Consider the following 16,936-nt stretch of genomic DNA (forward strand, 5'->3'; position numbering starts at 1 on the left):
GCATGGAATGGAAAACAAGGAGAGAGGTTTGAGGCGACTGCCCGGTATTTTATTAACCACCAGCGCAACCCTTGTCGTGATAGTGGCTTTGGTGATCAGCGGCTTGCGTCTCGCATTGCCGCAGCTTAGCCGCTTTCAGGATCAACTGGTCGGGAAAGTAGAGGCGGTCACCGGCGTACCGATTGAACTGTCGCAAATCAGCGCCAGCTGGAAAACCTTTGGCCCGATCATGGAAGTCCGTGGTCTTCAGGTCACATTACCCGAGGCCAAATGGCGGGTTCAGCGCATCACGATGGCGCTGGACGTCTGGCAATCACTGCTGCATTTTCGCTGGCAGTTTCGCGATCTCACTTTCTATAACCTGCAACTGGATTTAAACACCCCGCTCGGTGGCGAGGCCAATAAAGGCAACGGCATCAAGCCCGGTCGTGTCAGCGATATTTTTCTGCGTCAGGTTGACCATTTTGACCTGCGCAACAGCCGCATTACGTTCCCTACGCCTTCCGGTTCGCGTGCCGAATTCGATATTCCCCAGCTCACCTGGCTGAACAGCCGTAACCGCCACCGCGCCGAAGGGCAGCTCAGCCTCTCGAGCTTTAACGGTCAGCACGGCGTTGTGCAACTGCGTATGGATCTCAACGACTCAAACGGTCTGCTCAATAACGGCAAGATTTATATGCAAGCCGATGATATTGATATGAAACCGTGGTTCAGCCGGTGGCTGCGCAGTAACACCGGTCTGGAAAGCGCTAACTTTAGCCTGGCGGCATGGCTCACAGTCCACAATGGCGATATTTATGCCGGTGATGCGCTGCTGAAAACGGGGTCCGCCACCTGGAAAACCGGTGACGATGAGCACCGCCTCGATGTTGATAATCTCACCTTGCACGGCAGCCGTCAGGGAAATGGCTGGCAGGTCGGCACGCAGCAACTGAATCTGAAAACGGATGGCGTCGCGTGGCCAAAAGGTCGCCTTGAAGCGCTTTATCTGCCTGAAAATAATGATTTCCTCGGCCCCTCGCAGGGCGAAGAATTGCGTATCCGTGGCGCCAATCTGCAACTCGAACGTTTAGGACCGGTGATCCCGACCTTCTCATTCCTGACGCCCGCCTTGCTGGAACGCTGGCAGGATTTAAAACCTGCCGGTAACGTCGACAGGCTTGCGCTGGATATCCCGATCAAACAGCCGGATCAGACCCGCTTTGATGCAAGCTGGCACGATGTCAGCTGGCAGCTCTGGAAGATGCTGCCGGGCGTCAGTCATTTCAGCGGCAGCCTCAAAGGCAGCGTGGCGGGCGGCCAGCTGGCGGTGAATCTCAAAGACAGCGTCTTACCTTATGGCGACATGTTCCGTGCGCCGCTGGAGATAGGCGCCGCGACCGGGACATTTAACTGGACTAACACTCAGGACGGCTGGGCGCTGTCGGGCAAAGATGTGGACGTCCAGGCTAACGCGTTGTGGGCGAAAGGCGACTTCCGTTACCACCAGCCCGTTAAAGGCGAGCCGTGGCTGAATATTCTGGCGGGTATCCGTTTATATGACGCCGGACAGGCGTGGCGCTATTTCCCTGAGCCGCTGATGGGTAAACATCTGGTGGATTATCTGAGCGGTGCCATAAAGGCCGGTCAGGTCGATAACGCGACGTTAACGTTCAACGGCAATCCGCATGATTTCCCGTTCAAAAAGAACGAAGGGCAGTTTGAAGTTTGGGTGCCTTTGCGCCACTCAACTTTCGAATTCCAGCCAGGCTGGCCGGCACTGACTGATCTGGATATTGATCTCGATTTCCTCAATGACGGCCTGTTTATGAAAGCCGCGCACACCAGACTGGGCAATGTTGATGGCAACAATGTGGTCGCCAATATTCCTGATTACCTGAAAGAAAAGCTGTTTATCGATGCCGACCTGCGCGGTCAGGGCAAAGATATCGGCGACTACTTCATGGGTACGCCGCTGCATGATTCGCTGGGTTCGGCGCTACAGGAATTGCAGATTGGCGGCGAAGTGAATGGTCGCTTACATCTGGATATTCCGCTGGATGGTGAGATGGTTCGTGCCTCAGGCGGGGTAACGTTAAAAGACAACAGTCTGTTTATTAAACCGCTGGACAGCAAAATCAGCCATCTCAGCGGTCAGTTCAGCTATGACAACGGCAACCTGCAAAGTAACCGTCTTACCGGTGAATGGTTCGGCCAGCCGGTAAATGTGATGTTCAGCACGCAGGAACTGGCGGATGACTTTAAGGTGCAGGTTGGTCTGGATGCTAACTGGCAGCTGGCAAAAATCCCGGGTCTGCCGGCCGCGGTAGCCAGCAAAATTTCTGGCGGTACACCGTGGAAAGGCGATGTGAATATCACGCTGCCGCACAAAGGCACTCCGACTTATACCGTCGATGTGAACGCCGACCTGAAAGATGTGAGCAGTCACTTACCCGATCCGCTGAGCAAAAAGGCCGGGCACGCAATGCCGCTGGTGGTCAATGTGAAAGGCGATCTGCACAGTTTTAATCTGGAAGGCGTACTGGCCGGAAAAGACCGCTTCAACAGCCGCTGGCTGCTGGGCAAACAGCTGAAACTGGATCGCGCATCCTGGCAGGCTAACGCGAAGAAAACGCCACCCCTGCCGGCAGACAGCAGCCTGACACTTAATCTGCCGCCGCTGGATGGCGAAAACTGGCTGGGCCTGCTCTCGCCGGATAAAGCGGCGCAAAGCACCCGGGGCAACAGCAGCAAAATGGCCGGTTTCAGCTTCCCGCATCAGATAACCCTGACTACGCCAGCACTGACGCTGGGTGGACAGGTGTGGAATGATCTGGCCCTGACTTCGGTGCAGGGGCGTCAGGGAATGGAAATCATCGCCAAAGGCAAAGAAATTGATGGTCAGCTGAATATGAATGACAACGGACCGTGGCTGGCGAACCTGAAATATGTGTATTTCAATCCGCAATGGACCGTGGCTGATGTTACCAGCAGCGGTCAGCCGGGCGGAAATCCGTTCGCGACCAGTAAGATTTCCTTCGCTAACTGGCCTGCGCTGCAACTGCGTTGCCAGGCCTGCTGGTTCCTCGGACAGAACTTCCGCAAAGTGAACGCCGATCTCACCCCGCAGGGCGATCAGCTGATGCTGCGCAACGGCCTGATCGACACCGGCGTAGCGCGCCTCAACGTTCAGGGCGACTGGAAGCAGAACGCACAGGGCGAAAGTACCGGCCTGAAAGGCAAACTGGCGGGTAAAAACATTGAACAGGCGATGTCATTCTTTGGTGTGACCACGCCACTGAAAGGCGCGCCGTTCGACATTAACTTCGACCTGCACTGGAAATCCGTGCCGTGGAAACCGGATATCAGCACGCTCAACGGCACGCTGAAAAACACGCTGGGCAAAGGCGAAATCGCTGATGTCGGCACCGGCCGGGCCGGGCAATTGCTGCGTCTGGTCAGTTTCGACGCCTTGCTGCGTAAACTGCGCCTCGATTTCAGTGATACCTTCGGTCAGGGATTCTATTTCGATTCGATCAAATCCACCGCCTGGATTAAAGACGGCGTATTGCATACCGATGACTTGCTGGTTGATGGTCTGGAAGCGGATATTGCCATTACCGGTCAGGTGAATTTTGTTAATCAGCGCCTCGATCTGGAAGCGGTTATCGCGCCTGAAATCTCAGCGACCGTCGGCGTGGCCACCGCCTTCGTCATCAACCCGGTGGTGGGCGTGGCGGTATTTGCTGCCAGTAAAGTGCTGGCGCCGCTGTGGAATAAAATTTCGCTGATTCGCTATCAGATTAGCGGCACTATCGCAGATCCACACATCAACGAAATTCTGCGTAAACCGGTAGAACATCCAAAAGCCGCTGCCGCTCAGTAATGTCACCGGCGAAGGTGGCAGGAAACCTCGTTCGGGCTGTGTTAGGCTGTAAATAACCTTGTAACAATGGATTGTCCGGCGGGTTGACGTTTTTATAACGCTCAGCCCGCCGGATTTTCGTCTAAAAAGAGAGTGAACATTTATGAGTCTGGCCTTAGTCAGTGAGCAGTTACTAACTGCTAATAATCTGAGTCATCAGGATTTGTTTTCCGTTTTGGGCCAGTTGTCTGAACGTCGCCTTGATTATGCCGATCTCTTTTTCCAGTCCAGTTTCCACGAAGCCTGGGTTATCGAAGACAGCATCATCAAAGATGGTTCTTACAATATCGATCAGGGCGTCGGCGTCCGTGCGGTAAGCGGTGAAAAAACCGGTTTCGCCTATGCTGACCAGATTACCCTGAATGCCCTGAACCTGAGCGCAACAGCGGCCCGCAGCATTGTCCGTGAGCAGGGCAATGGCAAAGCGCACACGCTGGGCGAAATTGCGTACAAATCTCTTTATTCTCCGCTGGATCCGCTGCAAAGCCTGCCGCGTGAAGCGAAAATCGACCTGCTGCACCGCGTAGACAAAATCGCCCGTGCGGCAGATAAGCGCGTGCAGGAAGTCAGTGCCAGCATTACCGGCGTGTACGAAACCGTGCTGGTTGCGGCGACAGATGGCACGCTGGCGGCGGATATCCGTCCGCTGGTGCGTTTGTCTGTCAGCGTTCTGGTCGAACAGGACGGACGTCGCGAACGCGGCTCAAGCGGCGGCGGCGGTCGTGTCGGTTATGACTACTTCCTGGAAACCGTTAACGGCGAAGTTCGTGCCGAAGCTTTCGCCCGTGACGCCGTGCGCATGGCGCTGCTGAACCTGACCGCGGTAGCCGCTCCGGCTGGCGGAATGCCGGTAGTACTCGGTGCAGGCTGGCCGGGCGTGCTGTTGCACGAAGCGGTCGGTCACGGTCTGGAAGGTGATTTCAACCGTCGCGGCACGTCAGTTTTCAGCGGCCAGATGGGCAAACTGGTGGCGTCTGAGCTGTGTACCGTGGTCGATGACGGCACTATGCCGGGTCTGCGCGGTTCACTGGCGATTGACGATGAAGGTGTGCCGGGCCAGTACAACGTACTGATCGAAAACGGCGTGCTGAAAGGTTACATGCAGGACAAACTGAATGCGCGCCTGATGGGTGTCGCGCCGACCGGCAACGGCCGCCGTGAGTCTTATGCGCATCTGCCGATGCCACGTATGACCAACACCTACATGCTTGCCGGGAAATCGACGCCGGAAGATATCATCAGCAGCGTGGAATTTGGTCTGTATGCGCCAAACTTCGGTGGCGGCCAGGTGGATATCACGTCGGGTAAATTTGTGTTCTCGACTTCAGAAGCCTATCTGATCGAAAAAGGCCGGATCACTAAACCGGTGAAAGGCGCAACGCTGATTGGCTCCGGTATTGAAGCCATGCAGCAGATTTCTATGGTCGGTAACGATCTGGCGCTCGATAAAGGCGTCGGCGTGTGCGGTAAAGAAGGTCAGAGTTTGCCTGTCGGTGTCGGTCAGCCAACCCTGAAACTGGATAATCTGACCGTCGGCGGTACTGCTTAAGTTTTGTTGTTGCATTTCAGTCTCCCCTTTCACAAGGGGAGACTGGTGGGCTTTAATTGAGTTTTGCGGGTTTTGATACAAACTCAACTCCACTGCGTACCCTTTTTCCCCTGCCGGTATCCCTGATACACCTTGCTGACCCGTTTGAAATAATCCGTCAGATAATCAATGCAGACCTGCACTTTCAGCGGCAGTTTGTCCTTTTCGGTATACAGCGCGTAGACCGGTCGCGGATCGGACTGATAGCTTCTGAACAAAATCTCCACTTCGCCTGCGTTAATTTCCTCGATCACCCACATCAGCGGCACATACGCGATCCCGACACCGGCTTTCAGCCAGCGGATCATGGTTTGCGAATCGTTGGTGACGAAGCGCCCTTGCGGTGTAATACGGGTCGAAATGCCTTCAGGGGCGATCAGCTCAAATTCGCTGTCGGGGCGCACGCTGTATTCCAGCCATGAGAAATTCACCATATCAGCCGGCTTTTCCGGTGTACCGTGCTGGGCCAGATAACTGCGCGCTGCGCACACCACCATCGGCATTGAGCCTAAGCGGGTGCAGAACAGGCTGGAATCCTGTAACGCGCCGACGCGGATCACCACATCCAGACCGTCGGCGATTAAATCGGGTGCGGGTATGCCGGTCACCAGATTCACCGTCAGGCCGGGATATTCGCTGAGCATTTCGGCAGTCATCGCAGCAAGAACATTTTGTGCCATTGTTGATGAACTGCCGATGCGCAAGGTCCCGGTTGGCGTGTTGTTGAAGGCATACAATTGTTCATGCACTTCACGCACATCGTGCAGCATTTTCCGGCAACCCTGATAGTAAAGCTTGCCCGCTTCCGTCAGACCAATACTGCGCGTGCTGCGGTTTAATAGTTTGATTTGTAACTCGTTTTCCAGCTTTGACACAGTCTGGCTGATGGCGGATACGCTCATGTCGAGGCGCCGCGCAGCGGCAGTAAAAGAACCGCTTTCCACCACCTGAGCGAAAATCGACATGCGTTTTAATCGGTCCATTGTTAACTCTGGCTTAAAAGTGATTTAGATCACAGAACGTTGATTACTTGATAATAAGCACGCTAATATACCCTTCCGGGCGATAATGCTCAGGTTTCAGTTTTCCTGACATAATGCTTACCTTCGCACACTTCCCTGGCAACTCCACGGCTTCATTGATCTGCTCCCGCTGAATTATTTTCCACCGGGGTCGCGTGCCGTTGCCTAAAATAATGAATAATGCGTGCGCGGGACGATACGTGTTTGTCCGTCGTCATAATGTAAGGAATTTTTGATGAGTTTGCTTCCGGTAATGGTGATTTTCGGATTGTCGTTTCCTCCGGTGTTTTTTGAAATACTGCTGGCGCTGGTGGTGTTTTTCGTGCTGCGGCGTGTACTGCAACCCACCGGTATCTATGACTTTGTCTGGCATCCGGCGTTGTTCAACACAGCTTTGTACTGCTGTCTTTTTTACCTGATCTCCTGCATGTTCGTCTGAGGGCGTTGTGAAAAATTTCTCTATAAAAATAATACGTTATGCAATAACGTTGATTCTGGTCGTGCTGGCTGTCATCGCAATTTTCAAAGCCTGGGCGTTCTATACCGAATCTCCGTGGACCCGTGATGCCAAATTTACCGCTGATGTCGTGTCTATCGCGCCCGATGTTACCGGTCTGATTACCGATGTGCCTGTGGTCGATAACCAGCTGGTGAAGAAGGGCCAGGTGTTGTTTAAAATCGACCAGCCGCGCTACCAGCAGGCGCTGGACGAAGCGAGTGCTGACGTCGCGTATTATCAGGCGCTGGCAGCAGAGAAAAAACGTGAAGCCGGACGTCGTGTAAAACTGGGCGTGCAGGCCATGTCGCAGGAAGAAATCGATCAGGCCAATAACGTCCTGCAAACCGCTGAACATCAGCTGGCAAAAGCGCAGGCGGCACGTGATCTGGCCGTGCTGGATCTGGAACGTACCGTGGTGGTTGCACCTGCCGATGGCTGGGTCACTAACCTGACCGTTCATCCGGGTAACTACATCAACCGTGGTTCGACTGCTGTGGCGCTGGTGAAGAAAAACTCCTTCTACATTCTCGCCTATCTGGAAGAAACCAAATTGCCAGGGCTGAACAAAGGCGACCGTGCGGAAATCACCCCGCTGGGCAGTAACCGTATCATGCACGGCACCGTGGACAGCGTGGCCGCGGCGGTCACCAACAGCTCTTCTTCTGCTGCAACGAATGGTCTGGCGACCATCGACAGCAACCTCGAGTGGGTGCGTCTGGCGCAGCGCGTGCCGGTGAAAATCCTGCTCGATGATGAAGACCAGCAACATCCTTATCCGGCAGGGACGACCGCGACCGTGGTTATCACCGGTCAGCATGACCGCAAACAAGATGAAGGTTCTCCTTTCCTTCGTCTCCTGCATCGCCTGAGAGAGTTTGGCTAAGGCCGGAAAGATGAATAGCGTACTTATCCCGCGCGTGCGTTTTGCCTGCAAGCTGACGTTCGCGATCCTCGGCGCGCTGGTTCTCGGGTTCTATCTGCAACTCGAGACACCGCGCTGGTCGGCCATGACCGCCGCCATTGTGACCTCCGGCCCGGCGCTGGTGGCGGGTGGCGAACCCTTTGCCGGTGCTATTCGTCACCGTGGTTTTCTGCGTGTTATTGGCACATTTATCGGCTGTATCGCGGCGCTGGTGATTGTTATCGCCACTGCCCGCGCACCGGTTGTGATGCTGCTTTTATGCTGTATCTGGGCGGGGGTCTGCACCTGGTGGTCTTCACTGGTGCGCATCGAGAATTCCTACGCACTTGGGCTGGCGGGTTATACCGCGCTGATTATCGTGGTGACCTCAGCCAGTGCGCCGCTACAGACACCGCAGTTCGCCGTCGAGCGTTGCAGTGAAATCGTTATAGGGATTTGCTGCGCCATCGTGGCTGATCTGCTGTTTTCTCCCCGTTCCATCAAAAAAGATATTGATCGCGCCGTCAGTCAGCTGATGTTGGATCAGTTTGCGCTGATGCGGATTTGCGTGAATAACGGCACCAAAGAAGACATCGATAAGTCCTGGAACAACCTGGTGAAAAGCACCACGGCGCTGAATGGCATGCGCGGCAGCCTGATGATGGAATCCTCGCGCTGGCAGCGCTGCAACCAGCGTCTGAAAGCGCTGCACAGCACCTCGCTGAGTATGATCACCCAGGCCTGCGAAACCTATCTGATTATGCAAGACACGCCGGAAAGGCTGTCGCCTGAGCTTAAAGCGCTGTTTGCTGAACCGGCAGAAACCGTTGCCGATGTTCACCGCCGCCTGAAACAACTGCGCCAGATTATTACCGGCATGCACAGCGATAATGTGCTGGTGACGCTCAGTGCCTGGACCGGCGCTGGCACGCGTGCGCTGTTGCTGATGAAAGGCGTCCAGACCAACAGCAGCATCAGCAGTATTGAAAGCGGTGTGCTGGAAGGTGAAGTGGTGGTTCGTCCGGTGTCGGCTGAGCGGCATCATGCGCTGATCAACGGCCTGCGTACGTTTACCGCGACGGCGATAGGTTGTCTGATGTGGCTATGGACCGGCTGGACGTCAGCCAGCGGCTGCGTGATTATTATCGCCGTGGTGACCTCGCTGGCGATGCGTACCCCGAACCCGAAAGGCATGGCGATGGACTTTATTGTCGGCATGTTGCTGGCGATCCCGGTCGGCTCGATGATGTTTATGTTGATCATGCCTTCGACGCAGCAAAGTTTGTTCCTGCTGTGTCTGATGCTGGGGATTTTCACCTTCTTTATCGGTATCGAAGTGACCAAGCGCCGTCTCGGCATGCTCGGTTTGCTGGCGGGCACCATCAACATTCTGGTGCTCAGTAACCCGATGAAATTCAACGTAACCTCTTTTCTCGACAACGCGCTGGGGCAGGCGATCGGTACGGTGATTGCGATGGCGGTGTTGCTGATTATTCGCGATAAGTCCCGCGATAAAACCGGGCGCACGTTGCTGAACCGCTTTATGAGCAGTGCGGTATCGGCGCTGACCACCAAAGCGTACCGTCGTCGTGAAAACCACCTGCCGGCGCTTTATCATCAGCTCAATCAGCTGCTGGTGATGTTCCCGAATGACATCGGTAAATACCGTCTGGCGCTGATGCTTATTATCGCTCATCAGCGCATGAAACTTGCTGAAGTGCCGGTAAATGATGAGCTGTCGGCGTTCCACAAAAAAATCCGTAACACCGCCGATCACGTGGTTTCGGCGTCAGGCGAAGGTAAGCGGACATACTATTATCAGCGTCTGCTGAAAGAGCTGGGTGAGTATCAGCAAAAGCTGGTCGATTACGACGCGCCCCTGAAAGTGACTGAGCCGGTGCGACGTCTGACCGAGATGCTGCATCGTTATCAGCATTCGTTTGTGGCGTAACAGCCCGTAATAAACAAAGGCCGGTGTTTAAACGCACGGGCCTTTTTTATCGCCAAAATCCGGGCATCATTTCATGAATGTTTCGCGGTCAGCGGCGGTGATCGGGCGTATTACCCGGCACGGTACGCCAGCCGCCACCACATCGGCGGGAATGGATTTTGTCACTACGCTTCCCGCACCAATCACGCTGTTACGCCCGATGGTCACACCCGGATTTACCATCACACCCATGCCCAGCCAGACGTTATCTTCAATGACGATCGGCAGGGAGAATTGCTGTCCGGTGGCGCGGATTTCCGGATCGATCGGATGTCCGGCTGTCGCCAGGGTGACGTTCGGCGCAATCATCACGTTATCGCCGATGGTGATGATTGCGTCATCCACCACCGTGAGATTGAAATTGGCGTAAAAGTTGTTGCCGATATGAATATGCGTGCCATACGCGACACGCAGCGGCGGCTCAATCCAGCCGTTTTCGCCCAGGCTGCCCATCATGTCTTTCAGCATCCGCTGGCGTTTTTCTTCCTCTGAAGGACGGGTCAGGTTGTAGTCGTACACCCGCTCTTTTCCGGCGCGGCGCTCCTCCGGCAATCCTTCGCCCATGTCTGTATACAGTTCACCGATATTCATTTTTTCGCGCGTCGACATGCCTTATTCCTTTGTAAAAATGGGGTGGAGTTCACCGCAGTTTACTGAGGGATGCGGAAACTGTGAACGTATGACAATTCACTTTGCGATCTGTGTCTCTCAGTGCTGTCTGACAGACGCTTCTGCTCAAGCCGCTATACTTACCTGATAGTTCGCTTAAAACGGCATAAATCAGGAGGATCCTCATGTCAGCCCAACCTCATAAACTCTCCACGCATCCATTATTTAAGACTGGCTATTTTGTCGGCGGTAAATGGCTCGAAGCCAAAGACACCTTCGATGTGCTGGATCCGGCGACCGGCGATGTGGTCGCCAAAGTCTCTAAGTCAGGAAAAGCGGAAACAGAAGCCGCCGTCAAAGCCGCCAGCGACGCTTTCCCGGCCTGGCGCAAAACCACCGCCAAAGAACGCTCCGAAATTTTGCACCGCTGGTATGAACTGATGCTGGAAAACAAACAGTTTCTCGGCGAGCTGATGGTGGCCGAACAAGGCAAGCCACTGAAAGAAGCGCTGGGCGAGGTCGATTACGCCGCCAGTTATCTGCAATGGTTCAGCGAAGAAGCCAAACGCGCCAACGGGGAAATCATTCCTCCGGCCAAATCCGGTTCGCGCATTCTGGCGACACGTGAACCGGTCGGCGTAGTGGCGGCGATCACGCCGTGGAATTTCCCGCTGGCGATGCTGACCCGCAAACTCGGTCCCGCGCTGGCTGCAGGTTGTACCGGCCTGATCAAACCGGCCAGTAATACGCCGCTGTCGGCCTTTGCTCTGCTGCAACTGGCAAAAGATGCCGGTGTGCCGGATGGCGTGATCAACGGCGTGGCGGGTGATACGAGCGCCATCAGCCAGGTGATTATGGCGAGCGATGCGGTACGTAAAGTGTCGTTCACCGGCTCTACAGAAATCGGCAAAACGCTGGTGCGTAACAGCGCTGACACCATGAAAAAGGTGTCAATGGAACTCGGTGGTAACGCGCCGTATATCGTCTTTGATGATGCGGATATCGAGGCTGCCGTGAAGGGCGCCATTACCTGTAAATTCCGTAACACCGGACAGGTTTGCGTGTGTATCAACCGCATCTACGTGCAGGACGGCGTTTATGAGGCGTTCACCTCACGTCTGGCGGAAGAAGTGCGCAAGCTGAAAGTCGGCAATGGTATGGACGAAGGTGTGATTGTCGGCCCGCTGATTAACATTCAGGGGCTGGAGAAAGTCGAGGAGCATGTTAAAGACGCGCTGGAGAAAGGCGGGCGTCTGATGGAAGGCGGTGAGCGCCATAAACTTGGCGGCAACTTCTTCCAGCCGACGGTCATTATTGATGCCACCGATGACATGAAAGTGGCGCATGAAGAAACCTTCGGCCCGCTGGCGGCCTGTTTCCGTTTCAAAACGGAAGAAGAAGTGATTAAACGCGCCAACGACACGCCTTTCGGGCTGGCGGCGTATTTCTATAGCCAGAATCTGCAACGTATTTTCCGCGTGGCTGATGCAATTGAAAGCGGCATGATCGGGATAAACGAGTGTGCGATTTCCAACGAAGCCGCGCCGTTCGGTGGTGTGAAAGAATCTGGTCTGGGACGCGAAGGGTCGGTGCTGGGGCTGGAAGAATATCTGCAGGTGAAAACGCTGCATTTAGGAAATCTTTAAGTCAGCTTTCCAGATACAGCGTTTTAAGAAACAATAAACAGGAACAGATCGATGCGGGCTAAACACAAAGGACGTCAATGAAGGCATTTAACTGGCTGCGTTCGCGCAAACTGATGATGGCGGTCGCCGTGATCGCGGGACTGTGTGGCATCGCAGGACAGATTGTCGCGAAAACGACACACAACCCGGGCACTATCGTGACGGGGACTGAAGAGAAAACGGTGATCAGCTATTTGCGCCAGAATCATCAATTGCCGGAAAACTACATCACCAAGAAAAAGGCACGGGAAGCCGGATGGGATGCGCGTTCCGGCAACCTGTGTGATGTGTTGCCGGGCAAAGCCATTGGCGGCGACCGGTTCTCAAACCGTGAAGGTCGTCTGCCATCGGCCAACAAACGGGTATGGCGCGAGGCAGATATCAACTATCGCTGCGGGCGTCGCGGGGCAGACCGCGTGCTGTTTGCCAGCGACGGGCTGATTTACGTCAGTAAAGACCATTATCAGAACTTCGTTCGGGTGGAGTAATGTCGATGAATAAAGTGAGCTTCGATTTTAATCACATCCCGGATTTACCCGCATTCTACGCCGAGTTTGTCCGTCAGTTTGGTCTGACCGACAGCTTCGGTGCGAATCTGGATGCACTCTGGGATGAGGTAACAGGCGGGATTGCGCTGCCGGTTGAGATAGATTTCATCAATCTGAATGCCAGCCGCAAGCGGCGTTTCGGCGCACTGATTTTACTGTTTGAAGAGGCCGAAGAGGAGCTGGAAGGGGATCTGCGGCTGAATCTGCTGGAGAAACCGGCAGTAAAGGCCAAAGGCTGAAAAGAAAAAACCCGCCATTTTCTGTTAAGTAAAAAGGCGGGTTTTTGTTTTTTTAGTCCTGACCTTCAGCCAGTTCGCGCAGATACTGGAAGATCTGGCGGTAAGATTTCGGCGGCTTGTTAGCGGCTTTCTCTTTCTGCGCGTTGCGGATCAGCGCACGCAGCTGCTGACGGTCGGCTTCCGGATACAGTTCCAGCACCGGCGGGATTGCATCATCACCTTCTTCAACCAGACGGTCACGCAGCATTTCCAGTTTATGGAACAGCGAAACCTGCTGGTTGTGGCGGTTTTTCAGCTTATCCAGCGCAGTCTGAATCGGCTCGACATCGCGGGAACGCAGCATTTTACCGATCAGCTGAAGCTGACGGCGGCGGCCTTCTTTTTTGATCTTCTGCGCTAAGTCGATCGCAGCGCGCAGATCGTCATCCAGCGGCAGTTTGTCCAGCGAGTTTTTACCCAGCTCAACCATTTCTGCACCGAGATCTTTCAGCGCCTCGGCGTCACGTTTGATTTCACTTTTACTGACCCAGATGATTTCTTCTTCATCTTCGTTCTCGTTGGTTTCGGGAACGTCATCGTGCCAGTCGTCAATTTTCTTTGTCATGGGCGCTTCCTCTTAACGAGGTAATCCTGTCAGTTTGATTGTGCTTTATTGCTTCGGCGGCATTATGCAGGGTTATGCCGCATACATCCATGTTCTGTTGCAACTTTGGGCATAACAACGCCGGAGGGAATGCGAAATTGTGGCGAGTCTCTGTTAGACTCAAAGGTATAAGTTTCTTAATACCAGTGTAGAACAATCCCTTTTCTCTCATAAGCGATGACATGCCGATGAACGTAGTGAATCAAGTAGCGCAGCAGCGTAAAACTCTGGAACAGGCCGTATCTCAGGCTCTGGAACTGGCGAAAGCGGGTTCAGATGCCGCAGAAGTGGCGGTCAGCAAAACCACCGGTATCGGCGTCAGCACCCGTTTTGGTGAAGTCGAGAATGTGGAATTCAACAGCGACGGCGCACTGGGCATCACCGTTTATTATCAGAATCGTAAAGGCAGCGCGTCCTCCACCGATTTAAGCCCGGACGCTATTTCCCGCACCGTGCAGGCGGCGCTGGATATCGCCCGTTACACGTCACCGGATCCGTTCGCGGGCGTGGCTGATAAAGAGATGCTGGCGTTTGACGCGCCGGATCTGGATTTATTCCACCCGGAAGAGCTGGATCCCGATCGCAGCATTGAGCTGGCTGCCCGTGCTGAACAGGCTGCCTTGCAGGCTGACAAATGCATCACCAACACTGAAGGCGGCAGCTTTAACAGCCATTACGGCATCCGCGTTTTCGGTAACAGTCACGGCATGTTGCAGAGCTATTGCTCGACGCGCCATTCGATTTCCGCCTCCGTGATTGCTGAACACGAAGGCGACATGGAGCGTGATTACGCCTATTCCATCGCCCGTAAGATGAGTGACCTGAAAGATCCGGAATGGGTTGGCGCAGAGTGCGCACGCCGCACCTTATCGCGTCTGGCACCACGTAAATTACCGACCATGCAGGCACCGGTGTTGTTCGCCTCCGAAGTGGCGACCGGCCTGTTCGGTCATCTGGTCGGGGCGATCAGCGGCGGCAGCATTTACCGTAAATCGTCCTTCCTGCTCGACAGCCTCGGCAAGCAAATCCTGCCGGAGTGGCTGACCATCGAAGAACATCCGCATCTGTTGCAGGGTCTGGCTTCCACGCCGTTCGACAGCGAAGGTGTGCGCACCGAGCGTCGCGATATCGTCAAGGACGGCGTGCTGCAAAACTGGCTGATGACCTGTTATTCCGCGCGTAAACTCGGTTTGCAAACCACCGGCCACGCAGGCGGTATCCACAACTGGCGCATCGCCGGTCAGGGTGATGATTTCGCCGGTATGCTGCGTAAGCTCGACAAAGGCCTGGTCGTCACCGAACTGATGGGACAGGGCGTCAGCGGTGTGACCGGCGACTACTCTCGTGGCGCAGCAGGTTTCTGGGTTGAGAATGGTGAGATTCAGTATCCGGTAAGCGAAATCACCATCGCCGGTAACCTGAAAGACATGTGGCGCAATATGGTCGCCATCGGCAGCGATATCGAAACCCGCAGCAACATTCAGTGCGGTTCCGTGCTGTTACCGGCAATGAAAATCGCCGGCGAATAACGCTTCCAAAGCAGCGGTCGCCCGATCGCTGCTGCTTCTTCCGCTACCATTCTTTACAAAAAATTCATGCCGTTTTCCTCTCTCTCAGCCTATTTTTATAAAGCCTTACAAGCAATGTCGTTTTATCTAACAAATAAATAACAATAGAGAGAAAGCTCATGCGTAAACAACTGATGGCGTTAGCGGTAGTCGCAATGCTGGGAAGCAGCACGGTGGCACTGGCGGCAGATTTAGAAACGGACATGGACACGATTGCTGATAACTACGGCAAGGTGTTGAAAACCAACGATCAGGCCGAACTGACTACCGGTCTGGCTAATATGAAAGCCGCTGCCGAAGACGCGAAAAAAGCCACACCACCGAAACTGGAAGGCAAAGCACCGGACAGCCCGGAAATGCAGGATTATCACAAAGGGCTGGATACGCTGATTGGCCAGATTGACAAGGCCTCCGCTTTAGCCAAAGCGGGTAAGATCGATGAAGCGAAGAAAGAAGCCGAAGGGTTCAAGGCGACAAGGAATGAGAACCACAAGAAGTTTAAGTAAGCAGATGACCGGTGTCTGAGCGGCATTCTCAATGCTGCGGGCGGTGAAAATTTCGGTTTCTCAATCGCGGGGATCACACGGCCTCTCGCGCCGAAACCGACCAAAGAGGGCTAAGACGAGCCCTCTTTGGAATCTCCACGTCTTAAACTGCGCGCTCCGCTTGCTGGCTATGTTTCAGATACCACCGCGACAGGCTGGAAATCTTGCCGCTGCGCGGTGCCTTCCTTTCGGGATTGCAGCCTAAGGTCTGCAACCTCTCACTCAGCAAGATTTCTGAATCGCCCGTGAGATCTTAAATTCAACGGCAAATTGTTTTATCTTTTAGATAAGTTTATTGGCGTGCTCAAAAATGGCACCGAATGAACGGCTCGAGACCTATGGCTCGAAGCCTGAAATGAGGGAATCGCGCAGCGATGACATTTTGCGCCACTCACCGATGCAGCAGAACATGTCCGTTGTGCCAGCGACAGCGCGCAGTAAAAAAGCGGAGGGAGATCCAAGAGGGAGAAAGCACTTCTCCCTCTTGGGCGGTTTCGGCGCTGCGAGTCAAGCGATCACCGCACGTGAGAAACCGAAACTGTCTCATTCTCAAGTAAAGCCGCCGTGCAGCGGCCTCTGCAAAAGAAAACCCTTAACGTCTCAACTCTCCCGCCGCTTCCGGCTGAAACAACAATTCCAGCACTTCAATCCGGCTATTCTCGCCATTTGGCATTTCCCACGTGATGCTTCCGCCTACGCGCAGCCCCAGCAGGGCGGCACCTAACGGCGCCATCACCGACAGTTGCTCGTTGCTGTCTTTGAGCGCAGCCGGATACACCAGCGTGCGGATGTGTTCTTCGCCGTCTTTACCTTCAGTAAAGCGAACCTTGCTGTTCATCGTAACCACGTCGGCCGGGATTTGCTCGGGTGGCAAAATCTCTGCGCGATCCAACTCTTCATTCAGTGCGTCGGCGACCGGGCTGTTGGCAAAAGCAGGTTGCGCCAGCAGTGTGTCCAGGCGTTCTGCGTCAAGTTCATTGATGATCAGTGTCGGTTTACTCATAACATTCTCCGTGGTTCCTTTTGCATCACCCGCTTCATGCGAGTGGGGTGCCGGTCGGCAAAAAATAACACCCCCGCGCGTTAACGCAGGGGTGTCAGTGATTTGCATGTGTTCTTTGATACTAGGCACTCTTAAGCGGAAATGAAAGCGTTGTGAGGGAATTAATCCGCATTGCGAAAAATCCGATTACCA

The 16,936-nt window shown here is 54.4% G+C and carries 14 protein-coding genes; 10 read left to right on the plus strand and 4 right to left on the minus strand.

Annotation, left to right across the window (positions count from 1 at the left end):
• Positions 1–28 precede the first annotated feature (28 nt).
• Positions 29–3,865: an AsmA2 domain-containing protein YhdP gene (yhdP, locus tag EC840_RS17035; protein WP_132966289.1), complete on the plus strand. Its 3,837-nt coding sequence runs from the start codon at positions 29–31 to the stop codon at positions 3,863–3,865.
• A gap of 142 nt (positions 3,866–4,007) precedes the next feature.
• Positions 4,008–5,453 (plus strand): metalloprotease TldD, encoded by a 1,446-nt coding sequence (gene tldD, locus EC840_RS17040; RefSeq protein ID WP_112290424.1) that lies wholly within the window; start codon positions 4,008–4,010, stop codon positions 5,451–5,453.
• Between the two features lie 83 nt (positions 5,454–5,536).
• Here tldD and aaeR read toward each other — a convergent pair whose 3' ends face one another.
• Positions 5,537–6,475 carry an HTH-type transcriptional activator AaeR gene (aaeR, locus tag EC840_RS17045; protein ID WP_120162176.1) on the minus strand — a complete coding sequence of 313 codons (939 nt, stop codon included), beginning with the start codon at positions 6,473–6,475 and terminating at the stop codon, positions 5,537–5,539.
• Positions 6,476–6,749: 274 nt separating this feature from the next.
• On the opposite strand from aaeR, the gene aaeX reads away from it, so the two are divergent.
• Genes aaeX through aaeB form a run of 3 tightly spaced genes read left to right on the plus strand, consistent with a single transcriptional unit; the run spans position 6,750 to position 9,865 of the window.
• A complete protein-coding gene (aaeX, locus tag EC840_RS17050; RefSeq protein WP_112290425.1) occupies positions 6,750–6,953 on the plus strand; it encodes a p-hydroxybenzoic acid efflux pump operon protein AaeX in 204 nt (67 codons plus the stop codon).
• 7 nt (positions 6,954–6,960) lie between these two features.
• Positions 6,961–7,896, plus strand: coding sequence for a p-hydroxybenzoic acid efflux pump subunit AaeA (aaeA, locus tag EC840_RS17055; protein ID WP_112290427.1), 936 nt, complete (start codon positions 6,961–6,963; stop codon positions 7,894–7,896).
• Between the two features lie 10 nt (positions 7,897–7,906).
• Positions 7,907–9,865, plus strand: coding sequence for a p-hydroxybenzoic acid efflux pump subunit AaeB (gene aaeB, locus EC840_RS17060; RefSeq protein ID WP_112290429.1), 1,959 nt, complete (start codon positions 7,907–7,909; stop codon positions 9,863–9,865).
• Positions 9,866–9,931: 66 nt separating this feature from the next.
• On the opposite strand, the gene EC840_RS17065 is transcribed toward aaeB, so the two are convergent.
• Positions 9,932–10,513 (minus strand): maltose acetyltransferase domain-containing protein, encoded by a 582-nt coding sequence (locus tag EC840_RS17065; RefSeq protein ID WP_132966291.1) that lies wholly within the window; start codon positions 10,511–10,513, stop codon positions 9,932–9,934.
• A gap of 185 nt (positions 10,514–10,698) precedes the next feature.
• Between EC840_RS17065 and EC840_RS17070 the strand changes: the two genes are divergently transcribed.
• The 3 genes from EC840_RS17070 (at position 10,699) to EC840_RS17080 (ending at position 12,985) form a co-directional block, all read left to right on the plus strand.
• Positions 10,699–12,159 (plus strand): NAD-dependent succinate-semialdehyde dehydrogenase, encoded by a 1,461-nt coding sequence (locus EC840_RS17070; protein ID WP_112290432.1) that lies wholly within the window; start codon positions 10,699–10,701, stop codon positions 12,157–12,159.
• A gap of 77 nt (positions 12,160–12,236) precedes the next feature.
• Positions 12,237–12,686: a ribonuclease domain-containing protein gene (locus EC840_RS17075; RefSeq protein WP_113876718.1), complete on the plus strand. Its 450-nt coding sequence runs from the start codon at positions 12,237–12,239 to the stop codon at positions 12,684–12,686.
• A gap of 5 nt (positions 12,687–12,691) precedes the next feature.
• On the plus strand, positions 12,692–12,985 hold the full coding sequence (locus EC840_RS17080) for a barstar family protein (protein WP_112290436.1): 294 nt from the start codon (positions 12,692–12,694) through the stop codon (positions 12,983–12,985).
• 52 nt (positions 12,986–13,037) lie between these two features.
• Here the strand turns inward: EC840_RS17080 and yjgA are convergent, their stop codons facing one another.
• The gene (yjgA, locus tag EC840_RS17085; protein ID WP_112290437.1) at positions 13,038–13,589 is read right to left on the minus strand and encodes a ribosome biogenesis factor YjgA; all 552 of its coding nucleotides are present in this window, start codon (positions 13,587–13,589) and stop codon (positions 13,038–13,040) included.
• 227 nt (positions 13,590–13,816) lie between these two features.
• On the opposite strand from yjgA, the gene pmbA reads away from it, so the two are divergent.
• Both pmbA and cybC read left to right on the plus strand, forming a co-directional pair.
• The gene (pmbA, locus tag EC840_RS17090) at positions 13,817–15,157 is read left to right on the plus strand and encodes a metalloprotease PmbA (protein ID WP_132966293.1); all 1,341 of its coding nucleotides are present in this window, start codon (positions 13,817–13,819) and stop codon (positions 15,155–15,157) included.
• A 158-nt stretch (positions 15,158–15,315) separates the two neighbouring features.
• Positions 15,316–15,702 (plus strand): cytochrome b562, encoded by a 387-nt coding sequence (gene cybC, locus EC840_RS17095; RefSeq protein WP_129638073.1) that lies wholly within the window; start codon positions 15,316–15,318, stop codon positions 15,700–15,702.
• Between the two features lie 631 nt (positions 15,703–16,333).
• Here the strand turns inward: cybC and rnk are convergent.
• Positions 16,334–16,744 carry a nucleoside diphosphate kinase regulator gene (gene rnk / locus EC840_RS17100; RefSeq protein ID WP_112288356.1) on the minus strand — a complete coding sequence of 137 codons (411 nt, stop codon included), beginning with the start codon at positions 16,742–16,744 and terminating at the stop codon, positions 16,334–16,336.
• Positions 16,745–16,936: the final 192 nt, after the last annotated feature.

Source organism: Rahnella sp. JUb53, from assembly GCF_004346065.1.
In the GTDB taxonomy this organism is placed as follows: Bacteria; Pseudomonadota; Gammaproteobacteria; order Enterobacterales; family Enterobacteriaceae; genus Rahnella; species Rahnella variigena.

Excerpts from the sequence above, each read along its gene's own strand:
- tldD (WP_112290424.1), top strand. The coding sequence starts at position 4,008 with ATGAGTCTGGCCTTAGTCAGTGAGCAGTTACTAACTGCTAATAATCTG.
- aaeR (WP_120162176.1), bottom strand. The coding sequence starts at position 6,475 with ATGGACCGATTAAAACGCATGTCGATTTTCGCTCAGGTGGTGGAAAGC.
- aaeX (WP_112290425.1), top strand. The coding sequence starts at position 6,750 with ATGAGTTTGCTTCCGGTAATGGTGATTTTCGGATTGTCGTTTCCTCCG.
- aaeB (WP_112290429.1), top strand. The coding sequence starts at position 7,907 with ATGAATAGCGTACTTATCCCGCGCGTGCGTTTTGCCTGCAAGCTGACG.
- EC840_RS17065 (WP_132966291.1), bottom strand. The coding sequence starts at position 10,513 with ATGTCGACGCGCGAAAAAATGAATATCGGTGAACTGTATACAGACATG.
- EC840_RS17070 (WP_112290432.1), top strand. The coding sequence starts at position 10,699 with ATGTCAGCCCAACCTCATAAACTCTCCACGCATCCATTATTTAAGACT.
- EC840_RS17075 (WP_113876718.1), top strand. The coding sequence starts at position 12,237 with ATGAAGGCATTTAACTGGCTGCGTTCGCGCAAACTGATGATGGCGGTC.
- EC840_RS17080 (WP_112290436.1), top strand. The coding sequence starts at position 12,692 with ATGAATAAAGTGAGCTTCGATTTTAATCACATCCCGGATTTACCCGCA.
- yjgA (WP_112290437.1), bottom strand. The coding sequence starts at position 13,589 with ATGACAAAGAAAATTGACGACTGGCACGATGACGTTCCCGAAACCAAC.
- pmbA (WP_132966293.1), top strand. The coding sequence starts at position 13,817 with ATGAACGTAGTGAATCAAGTAGCGCAGCAGCGTAAAACTCTGGAACAG.
- cybC (WP_129638073.1), top strand. The coding sequence starts at position 15,316 with ATGCGTAAACAACTGATGGCGTTAGCGGTAGTCGCAATGCTGGGAAGC.
- rnk (WP_112288356.1), bottom strand. The coding sequence starts at position 16,744 with ATGAGTAAACCGACACTGATCATCAATGAACTTGACGCAGAACGCCTG.